At 31.7% G+C, this 21,975-nt stretch carries 15 protein-coding genes; 12 read left to right on the top strand and 3 right to left on the bottom strand.

Translation table 11 applies throughout. The features are described 5' to 3' along the window. Positions 1-3: 3 nt before the first annotated feature. The 8 genes from V6246_RS04955 (at position 4) to V6246_RS04920 (ending at position 12,030) form a co-directional block, all read left to right on the top strand. Positions 4-1,128, top strand: coding sequence for a permease (locus V6246_RS04955; protein WP_341559315.1), 1,125 nt, complete (start codon positions 4-6; stop codon positions 1,126-1,128). A gap of 429 nt (positions 1,129-1,557) precedes the next feature. Further along, complete coding sequence (locus V6246_RS04950; protein ID WP_341559313.1) at positions 1,558-3,129, top strand: type I restriction-modification system subunit M; 1,572 nt, start codon at positions 1,558-1,560, stop codon at positions 3,127-3,129. A gap of 178 nt (positions 3,130-3,307) precedes the next feature. Next, positions 3,308-4,756, top strand: a complete 1,449-nt coding sequence (locus V6246_RS04945; protein WP_341559311.1) for a restriction endonuclease subunit S — start codon at positions 3,308-3,310, stop codon at positions 4,754-4,756. Between the two features lie 246 nt (positions 4,757-5,002). Continuing rightward, positions 5,003-6,544 (top strand): Fic family protein, encoded by a 1,542-nt coding sequence (locus tag V6246_RS04940; RefSeq protein ID WP_341559310.1) that lies wholly within the window; start codon positions 5,003-5,005, stop codon positions 6,542-6,544. Further along, positions 6,537-6,674, top strand: a complete 138-nt coding sequence (locus tag V6246_RS04935; protein WP_341559308.1) for a hypothetical protein — start codon at positions 6,537-6,539, stop codon at positions 6,672-6,674. Before V6246_RS04940 ends, V6246_RS04935 begins: the two co-directional genes overlap by 8 nt. A gap of 12 nt (positions 6,675-6,686) precedes the next feature. Further along, positions 6,687-7,916, top strand: a complete 1,230-nt coding sequence (locus V6246_RS04930) for a PDDEXK-like family protein (RefSeq protein ID WP_341559306.1) — start codon at positions 6,687-6,689, stop codon at positions 7,914-7,916. 11 nt (positions 7,917-7,927) lie between these two features. Then, complete coding sequence (locus V6246_RS04925) at positions 7,928-10,798, top strand: type I restriction endonuclease subunit R (protein ID WP_341559304.1); 2,871 nt, start codon at positions 7,928-7,930, stop codon at positions 10,796-10,798. Between the two features lie 38 nt (positions 10,799-10,836). Continuing rightward, positions 10,837-12,030, top strand: coding sequence for a phospholipase D family protein (locus tag V6246_RS04920; RefSeq protein WP_341559302.1), 1,194 nt, complete (start codon positions 10,837-10,839; stop codon positions 12,028-12,030). Between the two features lie 24 nt (positions 12,031-12,054). Here the strand turns inward: V6246_RS04920 and V6246_RS04915 are convergent, their stop codons facing one another. The 3 genes from V6246_RS04915 to V6246_RS04905 all read right to left on the bottom strand — a co-directional run bounded on the left by V6246_RS04915 (position 12,055) and on the right by V6246_RS04905 (position 14,606). Beyond that, complete coding sequence (locus V6246_RS04915) at positions 12,055-12,489, bottom strand: hypothetical protein (protein WP_341559301.1); 435 nt, start codon at positions 12,487-12,489, stop codon at positions 12,055-12,057. A 95-nt stretch (positions 12,490-12,584) separates the two neighbouring features. Beyond that, the gene (locus tag V6246_RS04910; protein ID WP_341559299.1) at positions 12,585-13,250 is read right to left on the bottom strand and encodes a hypothetical protein; all 666 of its coding nucleotides are present in this window, start codon (positions 13,248-13,250) and stop codon (positions 12,585-12,587) included. A gap of 6 nt (positions 13,251-13,256) precedes the next feature. Next, entirely contained in the window at positions 13,257-14,606 is a 1,350-nt protein-coding gene (locus V6246_RS04905) for a tyrosine-type recombinase/integrase (protein ID WP_341559298.1), read from the bottom strand. A 267-nt stretch (positions 14,607-14,873) separates the two neighbouring features. Here V6246_RS04905 and V6246_RS04900 point away from each other — a divergent pair, with 267 nt between their 5' ends. From V6246_RS04900 to V6246_RS04885, 4 genes are all read left to right on the top strand, one after another. Continuing rightward, positions 14,874-16,076 (top strand): site-specific integrase, encoded by a 1,203-nt coding sequence (locus tag V6246_RS04900; RefSeq protein ID WP_341559296.1) that lies wholly within the window; start codon positions 14,874-14,876, stop codon positions 16,074-16,076. Positions 16,077-16,485: 409 nt separating this feature from the next. Continuing rightward, positions 16,486-17,049: an RNA polymerase sigma-70 factor gene (locus tag V6246_RS04895; protein ID WP_341559294.1), complete on the top strand. Its 564-nt coding sequence runs from the start codon at positions 16,486-16,488 to the stop codon at positions 17,047-17,049. A 197-nt stretch (positions 17,050-17,246) separates the two neighbouring features. After that, positions 17,247-18,398, top strand: coding sequence for a FecR family protein (locus tag V6246_RS04890; protein ID WP_341559292.1), 1,152 nt, complete (start codon positions 17,247-17,249; stop codon positions 18,396-18,398). Positions 18,399-18,551: 153 nt separating this feature from the next. Then, positions 18,552-21,971 carry a SusC/RagA family TonB-linked outer membrane protein gene (locus V6246_RS04885; protein WP_341559290.1) on the top strand — a complete coding sequence of 1,140 codons (3,420 nt, stop codon included), beginning with the start codon at positions 18,552-18,554 and terminating at the stop codon, positions 21,969-21,971. The last annotated feature ends 4 nt before the right edge of the window (positions 21,972-21,975 follow it).

Here is a 21,975-nt window from a genome sequence, read left to right as displayed (position 1 = left end):
TAGATGGAGAATGTTTTAGATAAACCTATTTCGTTTCTTCTTTTTGTAGTTATAGGGCTGTTGTTAAGAAAGAAAATATCGGCAGGCGATGAAACCAATGGATTGAAAAGTTTAATTCTTTCCATAGTTTTACCTGCAACTATATTTATAGCCCTCTTAAAAATAAAAATAGATAGTAACCTCATTCTTTTTCCAGCATTAGCACTTGGTCTAAATTTATTACTGTTGGCTATATCTCCTATGTTACTGCTTATTGTAGGAATAGATGAAAACTCACCATCTGGCAGAAGTGCTAAACTTTTAATTCCTTCTTTGGCTCCAGGACTATCTTGTTTTCCTTTTATTTTAGAATTTCTAGGAGATGGCGCTTTAGCAAATGCAGCCATGGCCGATTTAGGAAACAAATTCTTTGTTCTATTTCTGTTATATTTATTGGCTGTAAAGTGGCATTATAAAAAGGCAGATACACAAAAAATGCCTTTAAAATCGAGGTTGAAATCGCTTTTACTCACTTTACTTTACGAGCCTGTTAATCTTTTTATTTTCGCAGCACTTATATTGGTTTCATTTAATATCTCTTTAGATAGGCTTCCTAACTTTTTGGGCAGTACTTTAACTCGACTAAGTGCTATAATGACGCCGCTAGTTTTAATTTTTATTGGCTTAGCTGTAAAATTGAAAAAGAAGCAATTTTTCGAAATATTTTCATTGTTAATTCTTAGAGCAGCATTTACACTTTTGCTTATTTCTGTTGCTGTTTATACCTTTAATTTGGTTGTAAAGAATGATATATTAGTTATGATCGCTTTTTCTTTAAGCGCCTGTAGTTTTTGGCCTTATGCACACATTTCTTGTATTGATTTTAAAGAAAAAAATCGTGCAAAGCAGGATAAAACCTTTAATGCGAATTTTGCAATATCGATATTAGCCTTATCCTTACCCATATCAGTTTTACTGATTTTAGGAATTCTTACTGCAAATACAGTGTTTGTTTCAGCTTCTAACTTATTATTTTTAAGTTTAGTTTTATTTGTTATTGGTATAATCTATCCTGTTATTTTAAAGGTAAAAAAAAGTTCATTTAATCTTGATAAAGAGCAGATTTTAGAACAAAATGTAAATCAATAACTGACTAAATTAGTTGTCTTTTGCAAACGCTAACAATTCTTTTTCATGGAAATCTAAAATCATTGAGAAGATAATATCTAAGGTCTTTTTACTTTTTTTTGTTTAAAATTTGAGTGTTTATTTTCCTCTTTTACGGTTTTCCGTAAAGTTTCCTCCTACAAAATATCTAAGTTTGAGAGCTTATTGATTTAGAGCTTAATAAAGCAGTACGTTTAACGGCTTAATGTTATAGTTATCAGTTAAAAATTACAGATAATACCAAACCCGTTTAAGTGTAAGAAAAACAATTATTTTTAAACCTAATCAGTTGCTATAATTAATAAAGTTGCTATATTTAAACGCATACTTTTAATTACTTTTTTCTAGTCTTAAAAACGTTATTGTTTTACTAGAATTTTAAGTGTTTCAATACAAAAACAAACATTATTAATGTCTGAAGAACAAAAACAACAAGTACTAAAACAAACCCTGTGGAATATTGCCAACGACCTTCGAGGTAATATGGATGCAGACGATTTTAGAGATTATATATTAGGCTTTATTTTTTATAAATATTTAAGTCGAAAAATGGAACTTTACGCTAACGTTATTTTAAAACCAGATGGCTTAGATTACGATACAGTAGAGGCACATCCAGAAGCTGAAGCTTTGCTAGACGCCATTAAATTTGAAGCTTTAGATAAACTAGGTTACTTTTTAAAACCAAGTGAGCTATTTAGCGAGTTGGCTAAACGTGGTAACTCTGGTAACAAAAACAACTTTATTCTTGGCGATTTAGCAAACGTGCTAACCAACATAGAGCAAAGTACTATGGGAAGCGAAAGCGAAGACGATTTTGGTAACCTGTTTGAAGACCTAGATTTAACAAGTAGTAAACTAGGTAAAACCGAAGACGCCAAAAACGAACTGATAGTAAAAGTGCTAATCCATTTAGAAGGTATCGATTTCGATTTAGAAAACACAGATAGTGATATTCTTGGAGATGCTTACGAGTATTTAATTGGACAATTTGCTTCTGGCGCAGGAAAAAAAGCAGGTGAGTTTTACACACCACAACAAGTTTCTAAAATACTAGCGCAATTAGTAACCACTAATAAAACCAAACTAAAAAGCGTGTACGATCCAACTTGTGGATCAGGTTCGTTATTATTACGTGTTGCTAAAGAAGTAAAAGAAGTAGGCGAGTTTTTCGGACAAGAAAGCAACCCAACCACCTATAACTTGTGCAGAATGAACATGATTATGCACGACGTACACTACAAACGTTTCGATATTTATAACGAAGACACCTTAGTAAACCCAAGCCCAAACCATATAGACAAACGTTTTGAAGCCATAGTTGCCAATCCACCATTTTCGGCAAACTGGAGCGCAAGCCCATTATTTATGAGCGACGATCGCTTTTCGGCATACGGTAAACTAGCACCAAAATCTAAAGCCGATTTTGCCTTTGTGCAACACATGGTACACCAATTAGACGATAATGGTATCATGGCATGCGTGCTACCACACGGCGTTTTATTCCGTGGTGCTGCCGAAGGACACATACGTAAATTCCTTATAGAAGATAAAAATTACCTAGACGCCGTAATAGGTTTACCAGCAAATATATTTTATGGTACCAGTATACCAACCTGTATTTTGGTATTGAAAAAGAAGCGGTCAGACGCTGACACCGTACTTTTTATAGACGCCAGCCAACATTTCGAGAAAGTAAAAACGCAAAACGTACTGCAAGACGCGCACATTGCCGCCATTGTAGAAACCTACCGAAACCGAGAAACCAAAGACAAATACAGTTACGTAGCCACGTTAGCCGAAGTTAAAGACAACGATTACAACCTAAACATACCACGTTATGTAGATACCTTTGAGGAAGAAGAACCTATAGATTTAACCACCGTAGCCAAAGACCTAAAAGCCATAGAGCAAGACATAGCCAAAACCGATGCTACTATTGCCGACTTTTGCAAACAGTTAAACATAGAACCCCCCTTTTAGCCGTCACTGCGAGGAACGAAGCAGTCTCACAAAGCAACCACATGATAACAATTAACAACATACATATAAACCATTTGGGCGTGCCCCAAGGGTCGGGCTATACGCTACAATCTTTTTGTTCGTCCCTCTCAAAAAGGATTTCCACTGCTATCCCTCACGCAAAAAAAACAAACCGATAATGGCAACACAAAACGAAAATAATTCAGCCAGTCAGTGCGAGGAGGACATACGCGGCAAACTCAAGCAATCCGTCATTGCGAACGCAGGGAAGCAATCTGTCAGTGCGAGTGCCTGTTGCGAGGAACGAAGCAAACTCGACGAAGCAATCTCACCAAAGAAAACCAAAAGCCTAAAACCCAAACTACGCTTTAATGAGTTTGAAGGTGAATGGGATTTGCATATTCTTAAAAACTTAATCGACAAGATTGGAAGTGGTTGGAGTCCTAAGTGTTTGTCATATCCAGCAAAAAAAGGAGAATGGGGGTCTTTAAAAACTACTTCTATAAGTTGGCAAGGTTATAATCCAAATGAGAACAAAAAGCTTCCCGGAAAATTGGAGGCACGAAAAGATATCGAAGTTAACAAAGATGATATATTAATTACTCGTGTTGGTCCAAAAGATAGAGTAGGAGTTGTTGTCCATGTAAATAAAGTATGGACTAAATTAATGGTATCTGATAATATGTTCAGATTAAGACTTAAAGGAAATATTAATCCAGCTTTTGTCCCTTTGATATTAGGTTCAAATAGTGTGCAGAAATCTTGGAAAAATAAAATTGCAGGTTTAGCCTCTGCACAAGTTGTAATTAATCAGGGAATTTTATTTAAGACAAAACTTCAACTACCTTCATTACCAGAACAACAAAAAATAGCCAATTTCCTAACAGCAGTAGATACCAAACTACAGCAACTCACCACAAAAAAAGAAAGGTTAGCCCAATACAAAAAAGGCGTTATGCAACAACTGTTTAGCCAACAACTGCGGTTTAAACCAGACGTCATTGCGAGGACGCAGGACGACGTAATCTCACCAAATGAAACGGAATTTCCAGATTGGGAAGAGAAGCGGTTGGGAGAGGTTTTTAAAATTTTTAATGGTTATGCCTTTTCGAGTAAGGATTCAACAAGTGAAGGTGTTTTATGGGTGAAAATCGCAGATGTTGGTATTCAAGAAATGAAAAACGATAGTATATCATTTTTACCATATTCTTTTTTAGAAAAACATAAGAAATTCATTTTAGAAAAAGGAGATTATATTTTAGCACTTACACGTCCAATTTTAAATGGGAAACTTAAGATAGCAAGAGTTAATGAGTTTTTTAGTAATTCTTTATTAAATCAAAGAGTTGGTAAAATCGTAACAGAAAATAATAAAGATTTTGTTTACTTTTTATTGCAGCAAGATTTTTTAATTAAGTCAATAGAAAATAACATTGCCGGTTCAGATCCTCCAAATTTATCTCCAAGTGAAATAAATAATTTGAAAGTTATGATTCCTGAATTAAAAGAACAAAAAAAAATAGCCAATTATTTAAGTGCTATAGATTTAAAAATAGAAGCAGTACAAACGCAAATAACCAAAACGCAAGCGTTTAAAAAAGGGTTGTTGCAGCAAATGTTTGTTTAGGTAAAAAAGAGAACAACACCGACACAACACCGATAAATATGAGTTGTTTCAGTAACTATTTGTCTAAGTATGTTTGCGCGCAAAATTTTACATTATAAATAGTATGCGCTTGTTTTTTATGTATTGCGCCTCATTTTTTCAATTAACGCGCGTGTATTTTTTTAAATAACATATTTAGCGCACGTATTTTTTGTTTAGCGCACGTTATTTGTATATATTTGATAGCATTAGATTACAACAAAACAAATGGAAAATAAACAGTATTCACTAAAAATAAATACTTTTCGAGGTAGACAAACACCAGAAGAAGGCGTTTTAGTGGGTTATGGTGCATTGATAGAACGTTTAAAACTACCAATACCATTACCTCATACGCTATCACTTATTGCACAAAAGTCAAAAAAATACCAATCAGACGGTTGGTCTGTTTACTCACCAACTTATCAGCCAGAAGAAACGCTTTACAAACAATTAGTCTTTGCTATAAAATATGAGGGTATTAATTTATTATTCTTCAAAGCTTATTTTAATAACGTTAACATAAATGAACTTATAGAGTTATTACATATTGAACCTAACGGTCAATATAGTCGCAAAATATGGTTTCTGTATGAGTGGTTAATGCAAAAACAGATAGAGATTAATGTAGATTTAAAAAAACGTAAATACATTCCATTAATAGACCAAAATTTACAATATGCCATTAAAGGTAGCGAGGTAGCAAGACAAAAAATAGTAAATAATCTTCCTGGTACACACGAATTTTGCCCATTAATATTTAAAACGGATAAACTAGATAACTATATTAACGCCAAATTATCAGAGCAGAAAAACACGTATTTAAACAGTATCCACAAAGATGTGTTACAACGCGCCTCTTCCTTTTTACTTTTAAAAGATTCAAAAGCATCGTTTACTATTGAGAATGAAAATCCAGGAACCAATCGCGCTATGCGTTGGGGAAAAGCCATTGGACAAGCTGGTAACAAACCATTAAGTATAGAAGAATTGGAGCGTTTACAGCAAATAGTTATTGAAAATGCCAGATTTGTAAAGCTTGGTTTAAGAGATGAAGGTGGATTTGTTGGAGAACATGATAGAAGCACAGGCGTACCACTACCAGAACACATCTCAGCAAAACATGAAGATTTAGCATCGTTATTAAATGGATTGGTTAGCGCCAATGTGTTAATGCAAGATGTAGCTTATGATGCTGTATTGGCATCAGTATCCATAGCATTTGGGTTTGTGTTTATACATCCATTTGTTGATGGGAATGGTCGTTTGCACAGATACCTTATACACCATATATTGGCTAAAAAGGAATTCACGAAACAAGGTGTTATTTTTCCGGTTTCAGCATCCATTTTAGACCATATTGATGACTACAGGAAGACGCTTGAAAGTTATTCGCATCCACTATTAGATTTTATTTCCTGGAAAGAAACGGAAGACCATAATGTGATAGTTTTAAACAATACAATAGACTTCTATCGTTATTTTGATGCAACCAAACAAGCCGAATTTTTATACGATTGTGTTGATGATACGTTAAAGCGTGTAATTCCAGAAGAAGTAAACTATCTGCAAAATTATGATGCTTTTAAAAGATATCTAGATAATGAATTTGAAATGCCAGATAAAATGGTGGCTACTTTAATTCGGTTTTTAGAACAGAATAACGGTGTGTTTTCAAAACGAGCATTAAACAAAGAGTTTGCTGAATTAAAAGAAAACGAAGTTACTGAGATTGAAAATAATTATAAACTTAATTTTTTGAATGACTAAACAATCCGAATTACAACTAGAAAACAGTCTAATTAAACAATTAGTAGGTTTAGGCTACCAAAACGTAACCATTACAGATGGTGATGCTTTAACTAAATTTGAGTTAGACAATTTTAATAAGACGAACTAGAACAGATAAACAATGAGTCTAAACAAAGAAGACATATTATACACCTCTAAAAATTTATTACGAGATGTAAAACGCACATTAAAAGATCAAGAAGAGATTAAAAATCTTAAAGGCGAAAATTTTAATGTGTTTTCTATTTTAAAAATGGAGAGTAAAGAAAATGGAACACACTCTGCGTTTTTGGGTGAGTTGCTAAACCCTAAAGGCTCGCATAATTTTAAAAGTGTCTTTCTTGGATTGTTTTTGCAACAACTTGGTTTTGAGGGGTTAGAGTTGAGTTCTGCCGAAGTAGTATTAGAGTACTCATTGGGTTTTATTGACGACAAAGCCAAAACTGGTGGTCGTGTGGATATTTATATAAAAGATGCCACAAATAAAACTATTTGTATAGAAAACAAAATTTATGCTACAGACCAGAATCTTCAGATAAAAAGGTATTCTAACCATAATAAGGAAAATAACACAGTTTATTATCTTACTTTAACAGGAGAAGAACCATCAGATTGGAGTAAAGATGATTTAGCTATAAATGAAGATTATCACTGTATCTCATACCGCAAAACAATAATAGAATGGTTAGAGCTATGTTTAAAAGAAGCTGCAGATCAACCTATATTAAGAGAGAGCATTAAACAATATATTATTCTACTAAAAAAACTAACCAATCAACTTTCAGACGATAAAATGGAAAAAGAAATTAAAGATATTATCAAGGCTAATTATAAGTCGGCTAAAACAATTTCAGATAATATTGAGGCAGTAGAGGTAGAGTATGCAAGTCTATATTTAATGGAAATTGGGGAAATGGTAATCACTAAATTAAACGAAACAGAATCAATATGGTCTTTTTCGGTTGGTAACGATTTAACTACATCTTGGAGTGGCTTAAATATTTACAATGAAAAGTGGATAGAAGGACTTAAAGTGCAATTACAAGGTAATAGTAAAATTCATACCTCTCAAAATAAATATGGACTTATCGCCTACAATGAGAGTTTTAGTAGAGAATTGATTCATAAAAAACTGAAGAAAGCAGGATTTTCTGAATTAGAATGGAGCAGTAATATGTATTGGGCTTGTTATAATAATGTTACAAATTTTGGAGATATAGAAGTACGAACTGATTTGTTTAATGATAAAACTCGAGCAAAATTAGTAGAACAGGTCGCTGGTAGGATCATTGAGCTTTGTATACTTTGTGATGAGCCACTTAGAAATTTTCCAAAAATAGAAACAAAATAATAAATTATATCGTGGCTAAACAATCGGAACTACAACTAGAAAACAACCTAATTAAACAATTACTAGGTTTAGGCTACCAAAACGTAACCATTCCAGATGGAGACGCTTTAGTGTCTAATTTAAAAGTACAATTAGAAGCTTTTAATCAAACGGTGTTTTCTACTAAAGAGTTTGATACTATTTTAAACCACTTGGCAAAAGGTAATGTGTTTGAAAAAGCCAAAACCTTACGCGATCGTTTCAATATTACCAGAGATAATGGAGACAGTTTTTATGTACGCTTTTTTAATAGCGAAGACTGGACCAATAATTTATTTCAAGTCACTAACCAAATTACTCAAGAAGGGACTTACAAAAATCGTTACGATGTTACGTTATTAGTTAATGGGTTGCCATTAGTACAAATAGAGTTAAAGCGTCGTGGTTTAGAAATTAAAGAAGCCTTTAACCAGATTAATCGTTATCAACGTCATTCGTTTTGGTCTAATCATGGGTTATTTCAGTATGTGCAATTGTTCGTTATTAGTAATGGTGGAAACACCAAATATTTAGCCAATAATAAGTTGCAGTCTGTTAAGCAAACCTTCTTTTGGGCAGATGTAAATAATAAAAACATAACCGAATTAATTGATTTTGCCAATTCATTTTTAGCCCCAAACCATTTGGGTAAAATAATTGCGCAATATGTGGTACATAACGAAACGCATAAAATATTAATGGTTTTACGACCATATCAGTTTTATGCAACAGAGCATTTAGTGAATCAAGTATCTACAAGTAATGATAATGGTTACATTTGGCACACTACAGGTTCTGGTAAAACCTTAACATCGTTTAAAGCAAGCCAGATTATTATGGATTTGCCAAACGTACACAAAGTGGTATTTGTAGTAGATAGAAAAGATTTAGATTACCAAACCATGTTAGAGTTTAATAGCTTTAAGAAAGATAGTGTAGATGTTACAGACAATACACAATCTTTGGTTAAACAGTTAACGGACGATTCTAAATTGGTGTTAACTACCATTCAAAAATTAAATAATGCTATTTCTAAAGCTAACTACGAGAAAAGCTTAACGCATTTACAATATAAAAAAGTAGTTTTTATTTTTGACGAGTGCCATAGAAGCCAATTTGGAGAAACACACAAAAAAATCACCGAATACTTTAAAAGTAGCCAACTGTTTGGTTTTACAGGAACACCAATTTTTAAAGACAATGCGTCTAAAAACGATTTAGGTAAACGAACCACCAAAGATTTGTTTGGTAAGTGTATGCACAAATATGTAATTACAGACGCTATTAAAGATCAAAATGTATTACGTTTTGGTATAGAGTATATTGGTAAATACAAACAAAAAAGCAATACGTTTATTGATATTGAAGTTGAAGATATTGATACGGCTGCCGTTTTTAAAGATGAAAAACGTTTAGAAAAAATAGCAGATTATATTATTGCCTATCATGATACTAAAACAGATAGAAAGGATTTCTCTGCATTATTTGCAGTAAGTAATATAGAGACGCTTATTAAATATTACGATATTTTTAAACGTAAAAAAGAAGCAGGCGAGCATGATTTACGCATTGCAACTATTTTCTCTTATGGTACCAATGAAGACGATGAATATGCACAAGATTATATTCCTGGAGACGAATTACAACAAGCGGCAGAACCTAACGCACTTTATAAAACAAGTCATACCAGAGAAAAGCTAGACACGTATATTACAGATTATAACCAAATGTATAATACTAGCTTTTCAACACGAGATAGCCAGCAGTTTGAAAACTATTTTAAAGATATAAGTAAGCGTTTAAAGGAACGTGAAAAAACAACGTTTCAGGATAAAGATAGATTAGATATTGTTATTGTTGTAAACATGATGCTTACAGGTTTTGATGCTAAAAAGGTAAATACACTTTACGTAGATAAAAATCTAAAACATCATGGGTTAATACAGGCGTATTCTAGAACCAATAGGATTTTAGGAGAGAAGAAATCTCAAGGAAATATACTGTGTTTCCGAAACCTAAAAAAGGCAACAGACGAGGCTATTACTTTGTTCTCTAATAAAAATGCAATTGAAGATATAATTTTGCCTCCCTATGAAGCCATAGCGGAAAAATTTGATGATGCTTTAAAGAATTTATTAGAAATAGTGCCAACTTATCAAAATGTGGATGATTTGGTAAGTGAAAACGATGAGTTAAATTTTGTTCAAGCTTTTAGACGTTTATTACGCGCCAAAAATGTATTAGAATCTTATACCGATTTCGATTGGGAAGATTTAGGTATAGATGAACAAACCTTTGAAAGTTACAAAGGCAAATATCTAGATTTAAACGAGAAAGTTAAAAGTAATAGACAAAAACACAAAACCTCTATTTTAGATGATATTGATTTCGAGTTAGAGCTTATTCATCGCGACGAAATTAATGTAGCCTACATTTTGCAACTCTTAGCTAAATTGAAACAATCTAAAACAGCAGATGCAAAAGCACAGAAAAAGGCTATTATAGATATGTTATCTGGAGACGTAGAGTTACGTAGTAAACGTGAATTGATAGAAAAATTTATTGAAGAAAACTTACCACATATTAGCGATGTCGATGCGATTCAAGATGAATTTGAACGTTTTTGGCATGAAGAAAAGGTGTTAGCACTTGCTAAATTATGCGAAGAAGAAAACTTAGATAAAGCCCAATTTAAAGCACTTATTGAAAGTTATACCTATAATGGAAGAGAACCATTACGTGATGAGGTTTTTAAATGTTTAGACAGTAGACCAAGCATTTTAAAAGCAAGAGAAATAGGAGCGCGTATACTGGACAAAATGAAAGAGTTTGTTCAAGTTTTTGTAAATGGAATGACAGCTTAAAAAATAAAACCCAAATAAATATAAAATATTAACCTAGTATGAGTACGTTTTTAACGGGTAAAGCCCTAGAAAGTGAAATTGATGATATAATATGGGAAGCCAAAGAGACCCTTTTAATAGTTTCGCCATTTATTAAATTAGATGAACATTTTAAAAAATTATTTAGCAATCCTAAGCGATTTGATTTTCTTAAAATACTTGTAATATTTGGTAAGAATGAAAATAAAGTAAGTAAAAGTTTAAGTAAACAAGATTTTGAGTTTTTTAAACAATTTTCGAATATAAGTATAATCCATGCGCCTAAATTACACGCTAAGTATTATGCTAATGAAAAAAAAGGTGTGATTACTTCAATAAACCTCTATGATTATTCTTTTACAAATGAAAATATTGAATTTGGAGTTTTAACCGAGCATTCCAAATCAGACATATTCAATTTTAGAGGAAGCAATAATATTGAAAATGATGCTTTTAATAGCTGTATGGAGATAGCAAACGAAAACTCACCTGTATTTATTAAACGACCTGTTTTTACGAGTAATAAATTTCTAGTAACATTAAATAAAACTTACGTGAAATCAGAGGTTTTATTGGATGAAACTCAACGTTTTTATAGTTTTAGTCTTAATAAGAAAACAACAACGAAAAAGCTTAGTGATTTTCCAGAAGAAATTGATTTAAACTCAACGGATTATAAGCGACCAGTCCGAGGGCATAAGACAGAAATAAAAAAAGATATTAAACCAGAGATCCAAAGGGAAGTTAAAACAGAATCTCATAAATTCAAATTTAACTATAATAAGGCTAAAGATAGTTCTACTGAGATTAATAGCTTTAGAACCGAAGAGGATTTGGTTAGAAATTTATGTGATAGATTGAATAAATCTTTTATAAATAAAAAGTTTAAGCCTTTTGAAAGAAGGCGGGATGATTGGTTTGCAAAATGTGATAATTTCTATAATGGTGTAGATATCTGTTTTGAAAAAAAGAGGATAACTTTCAAATTTAATTTAAAAAAAGATGAATTATTATCATTGTACAATAATTGGCCTTATGATATGTATGAGTTTGATGGATTTAAGTATTATTGGAATGACCCTTATCGAGAGTTACTAGTTTATCGAGACGATAACTTTGATTGGAGTGATAATAATACTGATAGGAATAAGGACAAAAAATACTATGAAGTTATATCTGGTATCATTGAAAAATATAGAAAGCTTTCTAACTAATAAAATTAGTAACCTACCCCAACACTAAAGCAAATAAACAACCTCACTAGTATCCATATCAAAATAGGGTAGAGCACCATCATTCCGTTGTTGGAGATTAGTTATTTTATGGTAACGATTTACAATCTGTTTTTTCAGGTTTTCCAAATCACCTTTAGTAGCAGGTTTATTATCTAAAGGTGTAAAAACAGATTTTATTGTATCGGCTAGCAAACTACCTGCAGCTGCATTTCCTGTGCCAGCCAAACTCATAGAATCCACTTTGTTTTTTGCAGAAGGAGTTGGTACAGTTGGAACGTTAGTTTTAGTTTCGGAATCAGAAATTATAGAAAGTTTAGTTTCTGTTTTCTTTCTAGCATGATGTGCTTTCGAACGACAAGAATTGCTACAATATTTCTGAACACGACGACGTTTTGGGTCAAATTCTTTATAGCAATATTGACAAGTATAAAATTCCATATCTTTAATTTAGCGTCAAATGAACGCACGTTTGACGCTAAATTAATATTTTTTGTAGTTTTTAGACTAATTTTGTAGTCAAAAATTTTAAAAAGTTAGAGATTAACGTTGAAAACCGAGCTTAATAAAAACCTATCAATCTCATCATCATCAATTTTTAGCTTTTGCTTTTTTGTAGGTTTAGTTTTTTCGCTAACGGGTAGAGGTTTTATAGGTGCAGGAGGAGTGATTTTTAATTCAGTACTAGCATAGGTTGCCTTTAATTGTTCTAAAAGCGCTATAGTTTCATTTGGAACCTTATTTGGTTGAATTTTAAAATGATTGTTTAATTCTTCACTATGTTTTTGAAATTGTTCCGCTTGGAATTTAAACATATTGATAATGCCAACGTCTAAGTTCGCAAAAGTTTTATCTATATTAACATACATCCACCGCGTCATAAATGCATGGCCTTCTACGTGCTCTTTGTATTTATCCAGTAATACTCTAAAATGTTCTTCATCTATAGTCTTTTTAGCTTCAAATAATTTAAACAGATTACTTTCCAGTATATCCGATTTTTCTAAAAGTGCAACTATTGAAAACGCATTAACGTCCGCAATTATTTCTTTTGGATTGAATAGATAGAATAAAGTATTAGCAGCATCTTCAGGTAAAACACCTTCGTAAATACTTCCTTTAAGTTTAGAAAAAAGAATGGTTGGCACATATATAATATAGTGCCGAAGTAAATTATCTTTTATCGTTGTAAAAATATCCATATCTATTTATAGTAAATCGGAATAATCATTTGGTAATTCAGCATCAATATTTCTTAAGTATTTTTCAAGAGCCTGCATTGAAGAGTGCCCTGTGATGGACATTAATTCACTTTTAGCAGCATGAGGCGATGTGCTTTGCGCTAAAGCACGGTATAATTTAGTTATAAATGTATGTCTAAAGCTATAAAGCCCGTGGTTATTATCTAAGTTAAACTTTTCCTTTACTACGGTTTTAAATCGTTTAGAAAAGTAATCGCGTCTGTTATTTTCTGTGGCATCCCAAGCACCACCAAGTTTTATTGGCGTGAATAAAAAGTTTTCTGGATTCAGTTTAGATAAATCTGGAAGTTCTTTTAAAATTATCTTAGGAATGATTTTCGTTTTTAAAGGGCTGTTCTTGGCTTTAAACTTAATGGTGTTATTCTTTAAGTCAAAATCTTTTATTTTCAATCTACACACTTCTATTGGTCTTAGTAGATTATAAGAAATGAATTTAATGTACAGAAGCAATATGGGGTCTTCCTTTTCTAGGTATTTAAATATGTCTTCTTGTTCATTAGCGCTATAAGTTTGATTCCTTTTCGGAATACTTTTAAGAACAGATATTTTCCGCATTGGGTTAGAAGCAATAATCTCATTGTCCTCCAAAGTTTGCATCAAGCTACTTAAATTAAGACGATAATTGTTTCTATTTCTAGCACTAGATTTCAATAACACAGAATTTAAAAACTCTAGAGCTACTTTTTTAGTGAATTGATCTATGGTTTTAATTTTCGGTTTATTCTCTTTTACCCATTTTACAACAGCATTGGTAGAATATTGGTAATCCTTTAGAGACCTTTCATTAATTACTTTAGCCTTGAGTTCCAAACTAAAATCAAAAGCCTCACGAATAGTCATTTTAACTTCTTCTTTTTCTTTTTGTTCTTGTTTTGGAGCTTCAACTTTCACTTCCGTAGGAATAGGTTGTTCAACAGGAATAGTTTTAGCTTGTTCTACGGGAGCAGGAACTTCACTTTTTTTAGCAAGTTTATTTTTATGAAATTCTGTATTATCAAGAAATGGATTGTAGCCTTCTTTAAGTAATTTTAAAAGTCTTCTACGGTATCGAGATAAAAGTGCAAGCCTATCTTCTTTGTTTTTGTGAGAGTTGGCAGAACCATAAATATTTTTCATTCGCTTGAGCTTCCCTGTTTTAGGATCTCTAAAAGAAAAATAGACGTACCAACGTTTTGATAAATCTCCGTTAGCGGTGTGGATTTTAGGAGTTGAAAAAATCTTTTTATGTGCCAAATCGTATTCTAAATCGTGTTCATTTTCGTGTTCAAATGTAATGAATTCGTTTATATTAAGCATAAAAAAACGGTTTAGAGTGAACTAAACCGTTTGTTTTGAATCGATTAAATGTTGTAGCGAGAATGGGGCACGATCCCATGACCTCCGAGTTATGAATTTAGAGCGTACTATGTCAAATCAATATGAATACCTTTAAAATTCATTAAAAATGAAGCTTTAGATTTTATTTAGTATAAAATGAAATCAATTAATATCAAAGAATGTTTTAGCTATGTTTTAGCAGTGTATAAATACACAGAGTTTTATCTTTATTAAAAATCAATACTTATGGCATCAGTAACACCTTTTTTAGTTAAACGACCAAATTCAAAAAATCTACATCCTATATCGATTAGAATTATAAAGGATCGGAAGCCATCATATATTTATATTGGACAAGCTATAAAGTTGAAGCAGTGGGATACCAAAAATCGAAGGGTAAGAAAATCACATCCAGATCATTTAGAAATCAATCAGCTGATACTATCAAAACTATCTTTAGCCAACAAAAGTTTGATTAATGCAGAGATTGAAGCGCAGGATTTATCTTCAAAAAAGATAAAGAATCAGATTGTATCGAAATATGATAACGATTTTTTTAAAGTAGCCGAGAGTTACTTGGTAAACATAAGAAACCGAAAGCAGTTTCATCAATTGGATATTGAAATTGGTCGTATAGCAGTGTTTAGAGAATTTATAAAAAACGATCAACTTCATTTTAAAGATTTGAATGTTGAACTCCTAAAACAATTTGAACATTTTCTGTTAAGTAAAAGAAATTTGGTTGCACGAACTGTGGCTAATTATATGATTACGCTTCGAACTATTTATAATTTAGCTATTAGTCAAAACATCACCAAAAAAGAGTTATACCCTTTTGGAAAAGGGAAATTTCAAATTAAGTTTCCCGAAACAATAAAGGTAGGATTAAATAGAGAAGAAATAAAAACTTTAGAGAATTTAAAAGGTTTAACAAAAGCTCAAGAGTACGCTTTATATGCATGGTTACTTAGTTTTTATTTTGCAGGAATTCGGATAAGTGATGTATTACAATTAAAGTGGGCAGATTTTTTTGACGAGCGATTACATTACCGTATGGCTAAGAACAACAAATTAGTGTCATTGAAGATCCCTGATAAAGTTACTAAAATTCTCGGTAAATTAGAAAGAGAAGAAGATTCTGTTTATCTGTTTAAGGAGTTAGAAGGGATTAATTTAAATGATAAGAAACGCGTAAGAACAAGAATAAAAACAGCTACAAGAAACTTTAACAGGAGGTTAGAGCTTGTTGCCTTGCAAGCAGGTATAGATAAAAAAATGTCCATGCATATTGCTCGCCATAGTTTTGGAAATATTTCTGGAGATAAAATTCCTATTCAAATGCTTCAAAAACTATATAGGCATTCTTCGGTTACAACAACTATGCTTTATCAAGCTAATTTTATGAGAAAAGATGCTGATGAGGCGCTTGATATGGTTATTGATTTCTAATTTTTATTGATTAATCTTTTACTTGGTTCAAGAGAAAGAGGAACTATTTAATTATTTTTTTATAATATTGGTATAGGTTAAAAGAAAACCTGAAAGAACCTATTGCTAAAAAAAATGGGGTTTCACTAATGCTTAATATGTTGAAAAAAAGTATCTGTTTTTTTTTGTTCTTATTATTCTGTTCAAGTTTTCAATCAAATTTATTATATAAATAAAATTAAGTCTGTTTTTTATTCGAATTAGTAAAATAAACCTTTCAATTTATTAATATAAAAAAGTACTGCTTCTAAATTTTTATTTTCAAACTAGATTTATTGTTATAAATAAATTTAACATACATTAGTGGAAATTTAACTTTTTTTTTTGGTAAAATTAATGAATATTCTTTTTCATAATTTTCACGTAAATTATGTGTAACTCCGATAGCGAAATAATACGAAAATTAAAGGTGGACGACAAGAAGGCCTTAACTATACTTTATAATAGCTATTGGAAAGTACTTTATATTTCTTCTTATAATTTATTAAAAAATAAAGAGGTTTGCGAAGAAATTATTCAAGATGTATTTATTGATCTTTGGAATAAACGTAAAGATCTTGAAATAAAAGTATCTCTGCAAAGTTATCTTTATGCATGTGTTAGATATAAAGTTTTTGCTGAATTTAGAACTAATAAAATGATGCGAGTTGAGCTGTTTGATGACCTGAATGAACGGTTACAATACACCACTCCAGAAACTAAAATGATGCATAAGGAGCTTAAAAACTTTGTTAAACTTGTTGTTGAAAGTTTACCGGAAAAGTGTAAAAAAGTCTATAAACTTAGTCGACAAGAACAGTTAAGCCACAAAGAAATAGCAGAACAATTAGGTATTACTGTTAAAACGGTAGAGAATCATATTACAAACGCACTTCGCGTACTTCGTACTTCATTAGGACAGGTTTTATTTGTTACCCTTTTTCTGAATTTATAAATTTCCATTTCTTTTTTATAATAAAATAACATTGCGTTTTATTTACTGTTTAGGCTTATTCGTTGGCTTAAATGACGTGTTTTTGTGTTTTTGTAATATTATTTTCATGGAAAATGAAAAATAATTGATTTTCTTTTGGGGGATAGTAGTCAATTTTGACACTTACTTAATATACACTTAACGTATTTATAGATTTTATGAAAAACAATCAAAATAAAAATCAAGATTTTCAAACCTTAATTGAAAAATATCTTGATGGAAAAATTACGATTGAAGAAGTTAAAAAACTTGTAAACTATTATGAAAGTTTTCAAGAGACCCACGAATGGGTTGAAGAGTTGGGGCCAGAAAGTAAGATAAAAAACAAAATGCTTATTAATATTCTGGAATCTATCCAAGAAAAGAGTCCGGTTAAAGTTATTCCATTTTATAAGAAAGCTATTTTTAAATATGCAGTTGCTGCGTCATTAGTTGCATTTGTGGCTATTGGTTCTATATATAAATCTCAATCTAGAGTAGAGGTTTATGCTGTGCAAACCAGTAATACCATTCAAATCGGATCCGATAAAGCAACTTTAACTTTAGAAGATGGAAGTAATATTGTTCTAGATAAAGAAACCATCTACGAATCTGATAAGCTAAAAAGTAATGGTAAATCTGTAGTTTATAATAAACCAGAAAAACAAGAAGAAGAGCTTGTCTATAACTATTTAACAATTCCAAGAGGAGGACAGTTTTTTGTAGAATTATCAGATGGCACTAAAGTCTGGTTAAATTCAGATTCTAAACTAAAATATCCCGTAAATTTTATAAAAGGAAAACCGAGGGAAATAGAGTTGGTTTATGGGGAGGCTTATTTTGATGTATCAAAAAGCACTAATCATGGTGGAGATGCTTTTCATTTAAAAACCAATGAGCAAAGTATAAAAGTATTGGGAACCATGTTTAATGTAAAAGCTTACAGGGACGAAACTGAAATTATTACCACTTTGATAGAAGGCAGTGTTTGTGTTAGTAATAATATAAATAAAAGAATATTAGAACCAAAACAACAATCAAAACTATCTCAAGCTAAAAATGATTTTGAAATTTCTACAGTAGAGGTCGAAGACTTTATCTCTTGGCGTATTGGTGAGTTTAGCTTTACAAATAAATCTTTAGAAGATATTATGAAGGTGTTGGCAAGATGGTATGATGTTGATGTTGCAATCACTAATGAAGACATGAGAAGTGTTGGATTTACTGGGATTATCAGTAAACAACAATCTATAGAATACATACTGGAAATTATAAAAAACACTAATAATATGAATTATAAAATTGATGATAAACATATAACTATAGAATAAAAAAAAACGGGATAAAACTAAACCTCTAACCGCCAGTGATATCCCATTAAACAGTGATTAATTAAATGATTTAACTAACCAACATGTAAATTTATGAAAAAAAAAATTACTAATCTGCTTCTCTTCAAGAAGAGAAGGTTTTTAACGCTCATCATGAAAACATTTATTTTTCTTTTATCGATGTCCGTCTTTAGTTTATCTCCTAAAAATGGATTCTCTCAGAACGCTAAAATTGAAATTAAAGCGAATCAAGTAATTTCGGTAGACGAAGTCTTCAAAATGATTAAGAATCAGACAGATTACAGATTTATTTATAGAGCCGATTTGTTTGAGAATTATCCTAAAGTTTCATTAAAAAAAAGCGTTGTAAAAGCTGAAGATCTTCTACAGAAAGCATTGTCACAAGGTCAATTTGAATATCAGTTTTCAAAAGAAAAAGATATTTTAATTAAAGCTAAATCACTCGAAGTAACTGCTAATAAACATTTAGCTAGTGCGCAGCAATATAGCATTACAGGAATTGTCTTAGATGATAAAGGGATTCCTTTACCAGGAGTAAATGTTATCCTGAAAGGTAAGAACAAAGGAGTTTTTACCGATTTTGATGGTAAATATAGCATCAAATTAAAAAATATTGATAAAAATATTATTTTAACTTTTAGTTATGTAGGCTTTAAAAGCCAAGAAGTTGTTATAGGTGGTAAAACTGTTGTTGACGTAACTATGGTGGCTGATTTTTCTGGCCTAGATGAAGTTGTAGTTATTGGATATGGCACTTCCACTGTAAAAGATGCAACAGGAGTAATTTCTAGAGTAACAGCAAAAGACATTGAAACCGCACCAATGGGGGCTAGTATATCTAGTCTATTAGAAGGTAGAGCAGCAGGTGTTAATGTACAGATAAATTCAGCATCACCAACTTCTCAAGTAAATATAGTTATTAGAGGGGCTGCTTCAATACTTGGGAATAATCAACCTTTATGGGTTATTGATGGAGTGCCACAAGCAGTTGGAATAACTTCAAGTGATATTGCTGATACACTTTTTAATTTGAATATAGATGATGTTCAGAGCATTGATATTTTAAAAGATGCATCTGCAACTGCTATTTACGGTTCTAGAGCGGCGGCTGGTGTAGTGCTTGTAACTACTAAAAAAGGTAAGCTTAATACACAACCTAGGTTTGAAATTTCTTCTCGTGTAGCAGTTAGTAAACTTGATTTTAATGGGTATGAGTTTTACGACAGAGAAGGTTATATTAACTTTTCACAGGCAGCTTTTAAAGAAGATGTTTGGTCTGATGGGAGTTTTGGATCAAGTACTGGAGACTGGTTAGATGAAGATGCATTTGAAGCTTTAAATACAAGTGAATGGGATAAATCTGATTTAAAGATGAATCCAGATGCATATTTTGATGCTGATAATAAATGGTTAGAATTATTATCACAATCACCTATTAGTGTAGATCATAATTTCTCTCTTCGAGGAGGATCTGAAAGAAGTACTTATTTTGCATCTTTTAAATATATAGATCGAATAGGGGTAATTAAAGGTGGGAAAACCGAGAATTATAGCGGTAGATTTAACTTTGACACAAAAATTACAGATAATTTGAAATTTGATTTGAGAGCAAGTGGAGGTACACGAAATGCAGATAATAAGGATGGGTTGATTAATGCTTTTAGACTAATTCGTCCAGATATACAGGCTTTTAATGAGGATGGTAGTCTTTATACAGAAGATAAATGGACTGAGAACCCTTATACAACTCTTAGTAATACTAATAATTCTAAATCACTTACTTTTAATGTAACTAGTTCTTTAGAATATCAAATAATAGAAGGTCTAAGGTTAAAGACTACGTTTTCAAATACTTATTCAGACTCAGAAACTTTGAGATATTATAGGTTAGGTAGTTATTATAAAACTGTTGCAGAAAGAAATTGGTATAACTCAAAAAGTTCTGCAAATGTTTGGGATAATACCTTGTCATACTCAAAGGTTTTTAACGATAAACATGATGTACAAGCCTTATTAGGTTATAGTGCAGAGACTCGTATAAGACGAAGTTTTTCAATGTCTGCTGAAAATTTTCCAGATGATGATATTCTTAATAATTTTGGATCTCACGCAAGTATTGCTGATATAGATGAAGATAGCACAGAAAGTGGATTAGTGTCACAGTTTGCGCGTGTGCAATATAAATATGACGATCGTTACATTCTTTCAGGAACTATTAGAAAAGATGGTTCATCGCGTTTTGGGCCAGGAAATCGTTTTGGAACTTTTCCTTCTGGATCAGCGGCTTGGTTAATAACAGGTGAAGATTTTATGAAATCTGAAAAGATTAAAAAATATGTTTCTTTTTTAAAGGTTAGAGCATCGTATGGTTTAGCAGGTACTCCTGCCAATGGTAATTTTGATTGGTTAACCTTAGTAGATGCTACAACTTATAATGAATCTCCTGCAATCTTACCAGACGGTCTTGGAAATGAAAATTTAAAATGGGAAGAGAGTGTAATGTTCGATTTAGGTTTAGATTTTGGTTTATTAGATGATCGCTTATTTGGTTCTATTGGGATGTACGAAAGAGAAAGTAAAGATCTAATTTTTAGAGAACGTGTAGCTTATAGTTCTGGTGATTCACAGGTGCAAGCAAATGTTGCTTCAACATTAAATACAGGTATTGAATTTGATTTTAACTATGATATTCTTCGTAATGAAAATCATAGGTTGACCTTTAATTTTAATTGGTCAAAAAATAAAGGAGAGATATTAGCTATTAATGGTACAAACGAAAGTATTGGTGTCGCAGGTGATGCTCAAAATATTCAAAAGGGTGATGTTATTGGGGTTTGGCAAGGATTGCAAACTGCCGGACGATTTTATGTAACTGCAGAAGAAGCTTATGCCATGACTGGAAATACACTTGATTCAGGACAGCAAACACACTACGGAAGTAGTACTGAAACAGCAGGTGATGTTATTTTTATTGATCACTCTGGAGATGGAAAGATTGATGATGATGATATTGTAGATTTAGGAACTTCTACTCCTAAAGGATATGGAGGTTTTGGTTTGACATATTCATACAAGAGGTTTAGGGTTAATTCTGTTTTTTCATATGCTTATGGGCACAAAAGATTATGGGATTTACCAAGACAAGATGTAGATGGTGTTGGATGGAATAACCAAAGTAATTTAATAGCAGGACAAAGTGCAACTCTTTTAAGTCCATATGAGGCAAGCTTTCCTAGAATGGGGCAATACGGGCTTTCTAATAACGGTGAGATTTCTGATTTATACTTATATAATGCATCATATATACGTTTAAATGCGTTGAATATATCGTATAAATTACCAAATGATATATTCAATAATTCAGTAGTTAATGGAATAGATTTTACATTTCAAGCTACTAACTTATTCACAATTACTAAATATCCAGGATTTAATCCTAGTGGTGGATTTCAAGGTGATGCAAATTCTTTAGTTCTTTCTCAAGGAGGTATTGATTACGGGACTTATCCTTCTGCACAAGTATATAGTCTTGGAATAAAAGTTAAACTTTAATAAA

This window comes from Algibacter sp. TI.3.09, from assembly GCF_038154905.1.
Taxonomy (GTDB): Bacteria; Bacteroidota; Bacteroidia; order Flavobacteriales; family Flavobacteriaceae; genus Algibacter.
The sequence above is the reverse complement of the archived record's forward strand: the minus strand, read 5'-3'. Positions and strand labels throughout refer to the sequence as shown.

Coding starts and splice junctions, on each gene's coding strand:
- V6246_RS04955 (WP_341559315.1), top strand. CDS start 4: ATGGAGAATGTTTTAGATAAACCTATTTCGTTTCTTCTTTTTGTAGTT.
- V6246_RS04950 (WP_341559313.1), top strand. CDS start 1,558: ATGTCTGAAGAACAAAAACAACAAGTACTAAAACAAACCCTGTGGAAT.
- V6246_RS04945 (WP_341559311.1), top strand. CDS start 3,308: ATGGCAACACAAAACGAAAATAATTCAGCCAGTCAGTGCGAGGAGGAC.
- V6246_RS04940 (WP_341559310.1), top strand. CDS start 5,003: ATGGAAAATAAACAGTATTCACTAAAAATAAATACTTTTCGAGGTAGA.
- V6246_RS04935 (WP_341559308.1), top strand. CDS start 6,537: ATGACTAAACAATCCGAATTACAACTAGAAAACAGTCTAATTAAACAA.
- V6246_RS04930 (WP_341559306.1), top strand. CDS start 6,687: ATGAGTCTAAACAAAGAAGACATATTATACACCTCTAAAAATTTATTA.
- V6246_RS04920 (WP_341559302.1), top strand. CDS start 10,837: ATGAGTACGTTTTTAACGGGTAAAGCCCTAGAAAGTGAAATTGATGAT.
- V6246_RS04915 (WP_341559301.1), bottom strand. CDS start 12,489: ATGGAATTTTATACTTGTCAATATTGCTATAAAGAATTTGACCCAAAA.
- V6246_RS04910 (WP_341559299.1), bottom strand. CDS start 13,250: ATGGATATTTTTACAACGATAAAAGATAATTTACTTCGGCACTATATT.
- V6246_RS04905 (WP_341559298.1), bottom strand. CDS start 14,606: ATGCTTAATATAAACGAATTCATTACATTTGAACACGAAAATGAACAC.
- V6246_RS04900 (WP_341559296.1), top strand. CDS start 14,874: ATGGCATCAGTAACACCTTTTTTAGTTAAACGACCAAATTCAAAAAAT.
- V6246_RS04895 (WP_341559294.1), top strand. CDS start 16,486: ATGTGTAACTCCGATAGCGAAATAATACGAAAATTAAAGGTGGACGAC.
- V6246_RS04890 (WP_341559292.1), top strand. CDS start 17,247: ATGAAAAACAATCAAAATAAAAATCAAGATTTTCAAACCTTAATTGAA.
- V6246_RS04885 (WP_341559290.1), top strand. CDS start 18,552: ATGAAAACATTTATTTTTCTTTTATCGATGTCCGTCTTTAGTTTATCT.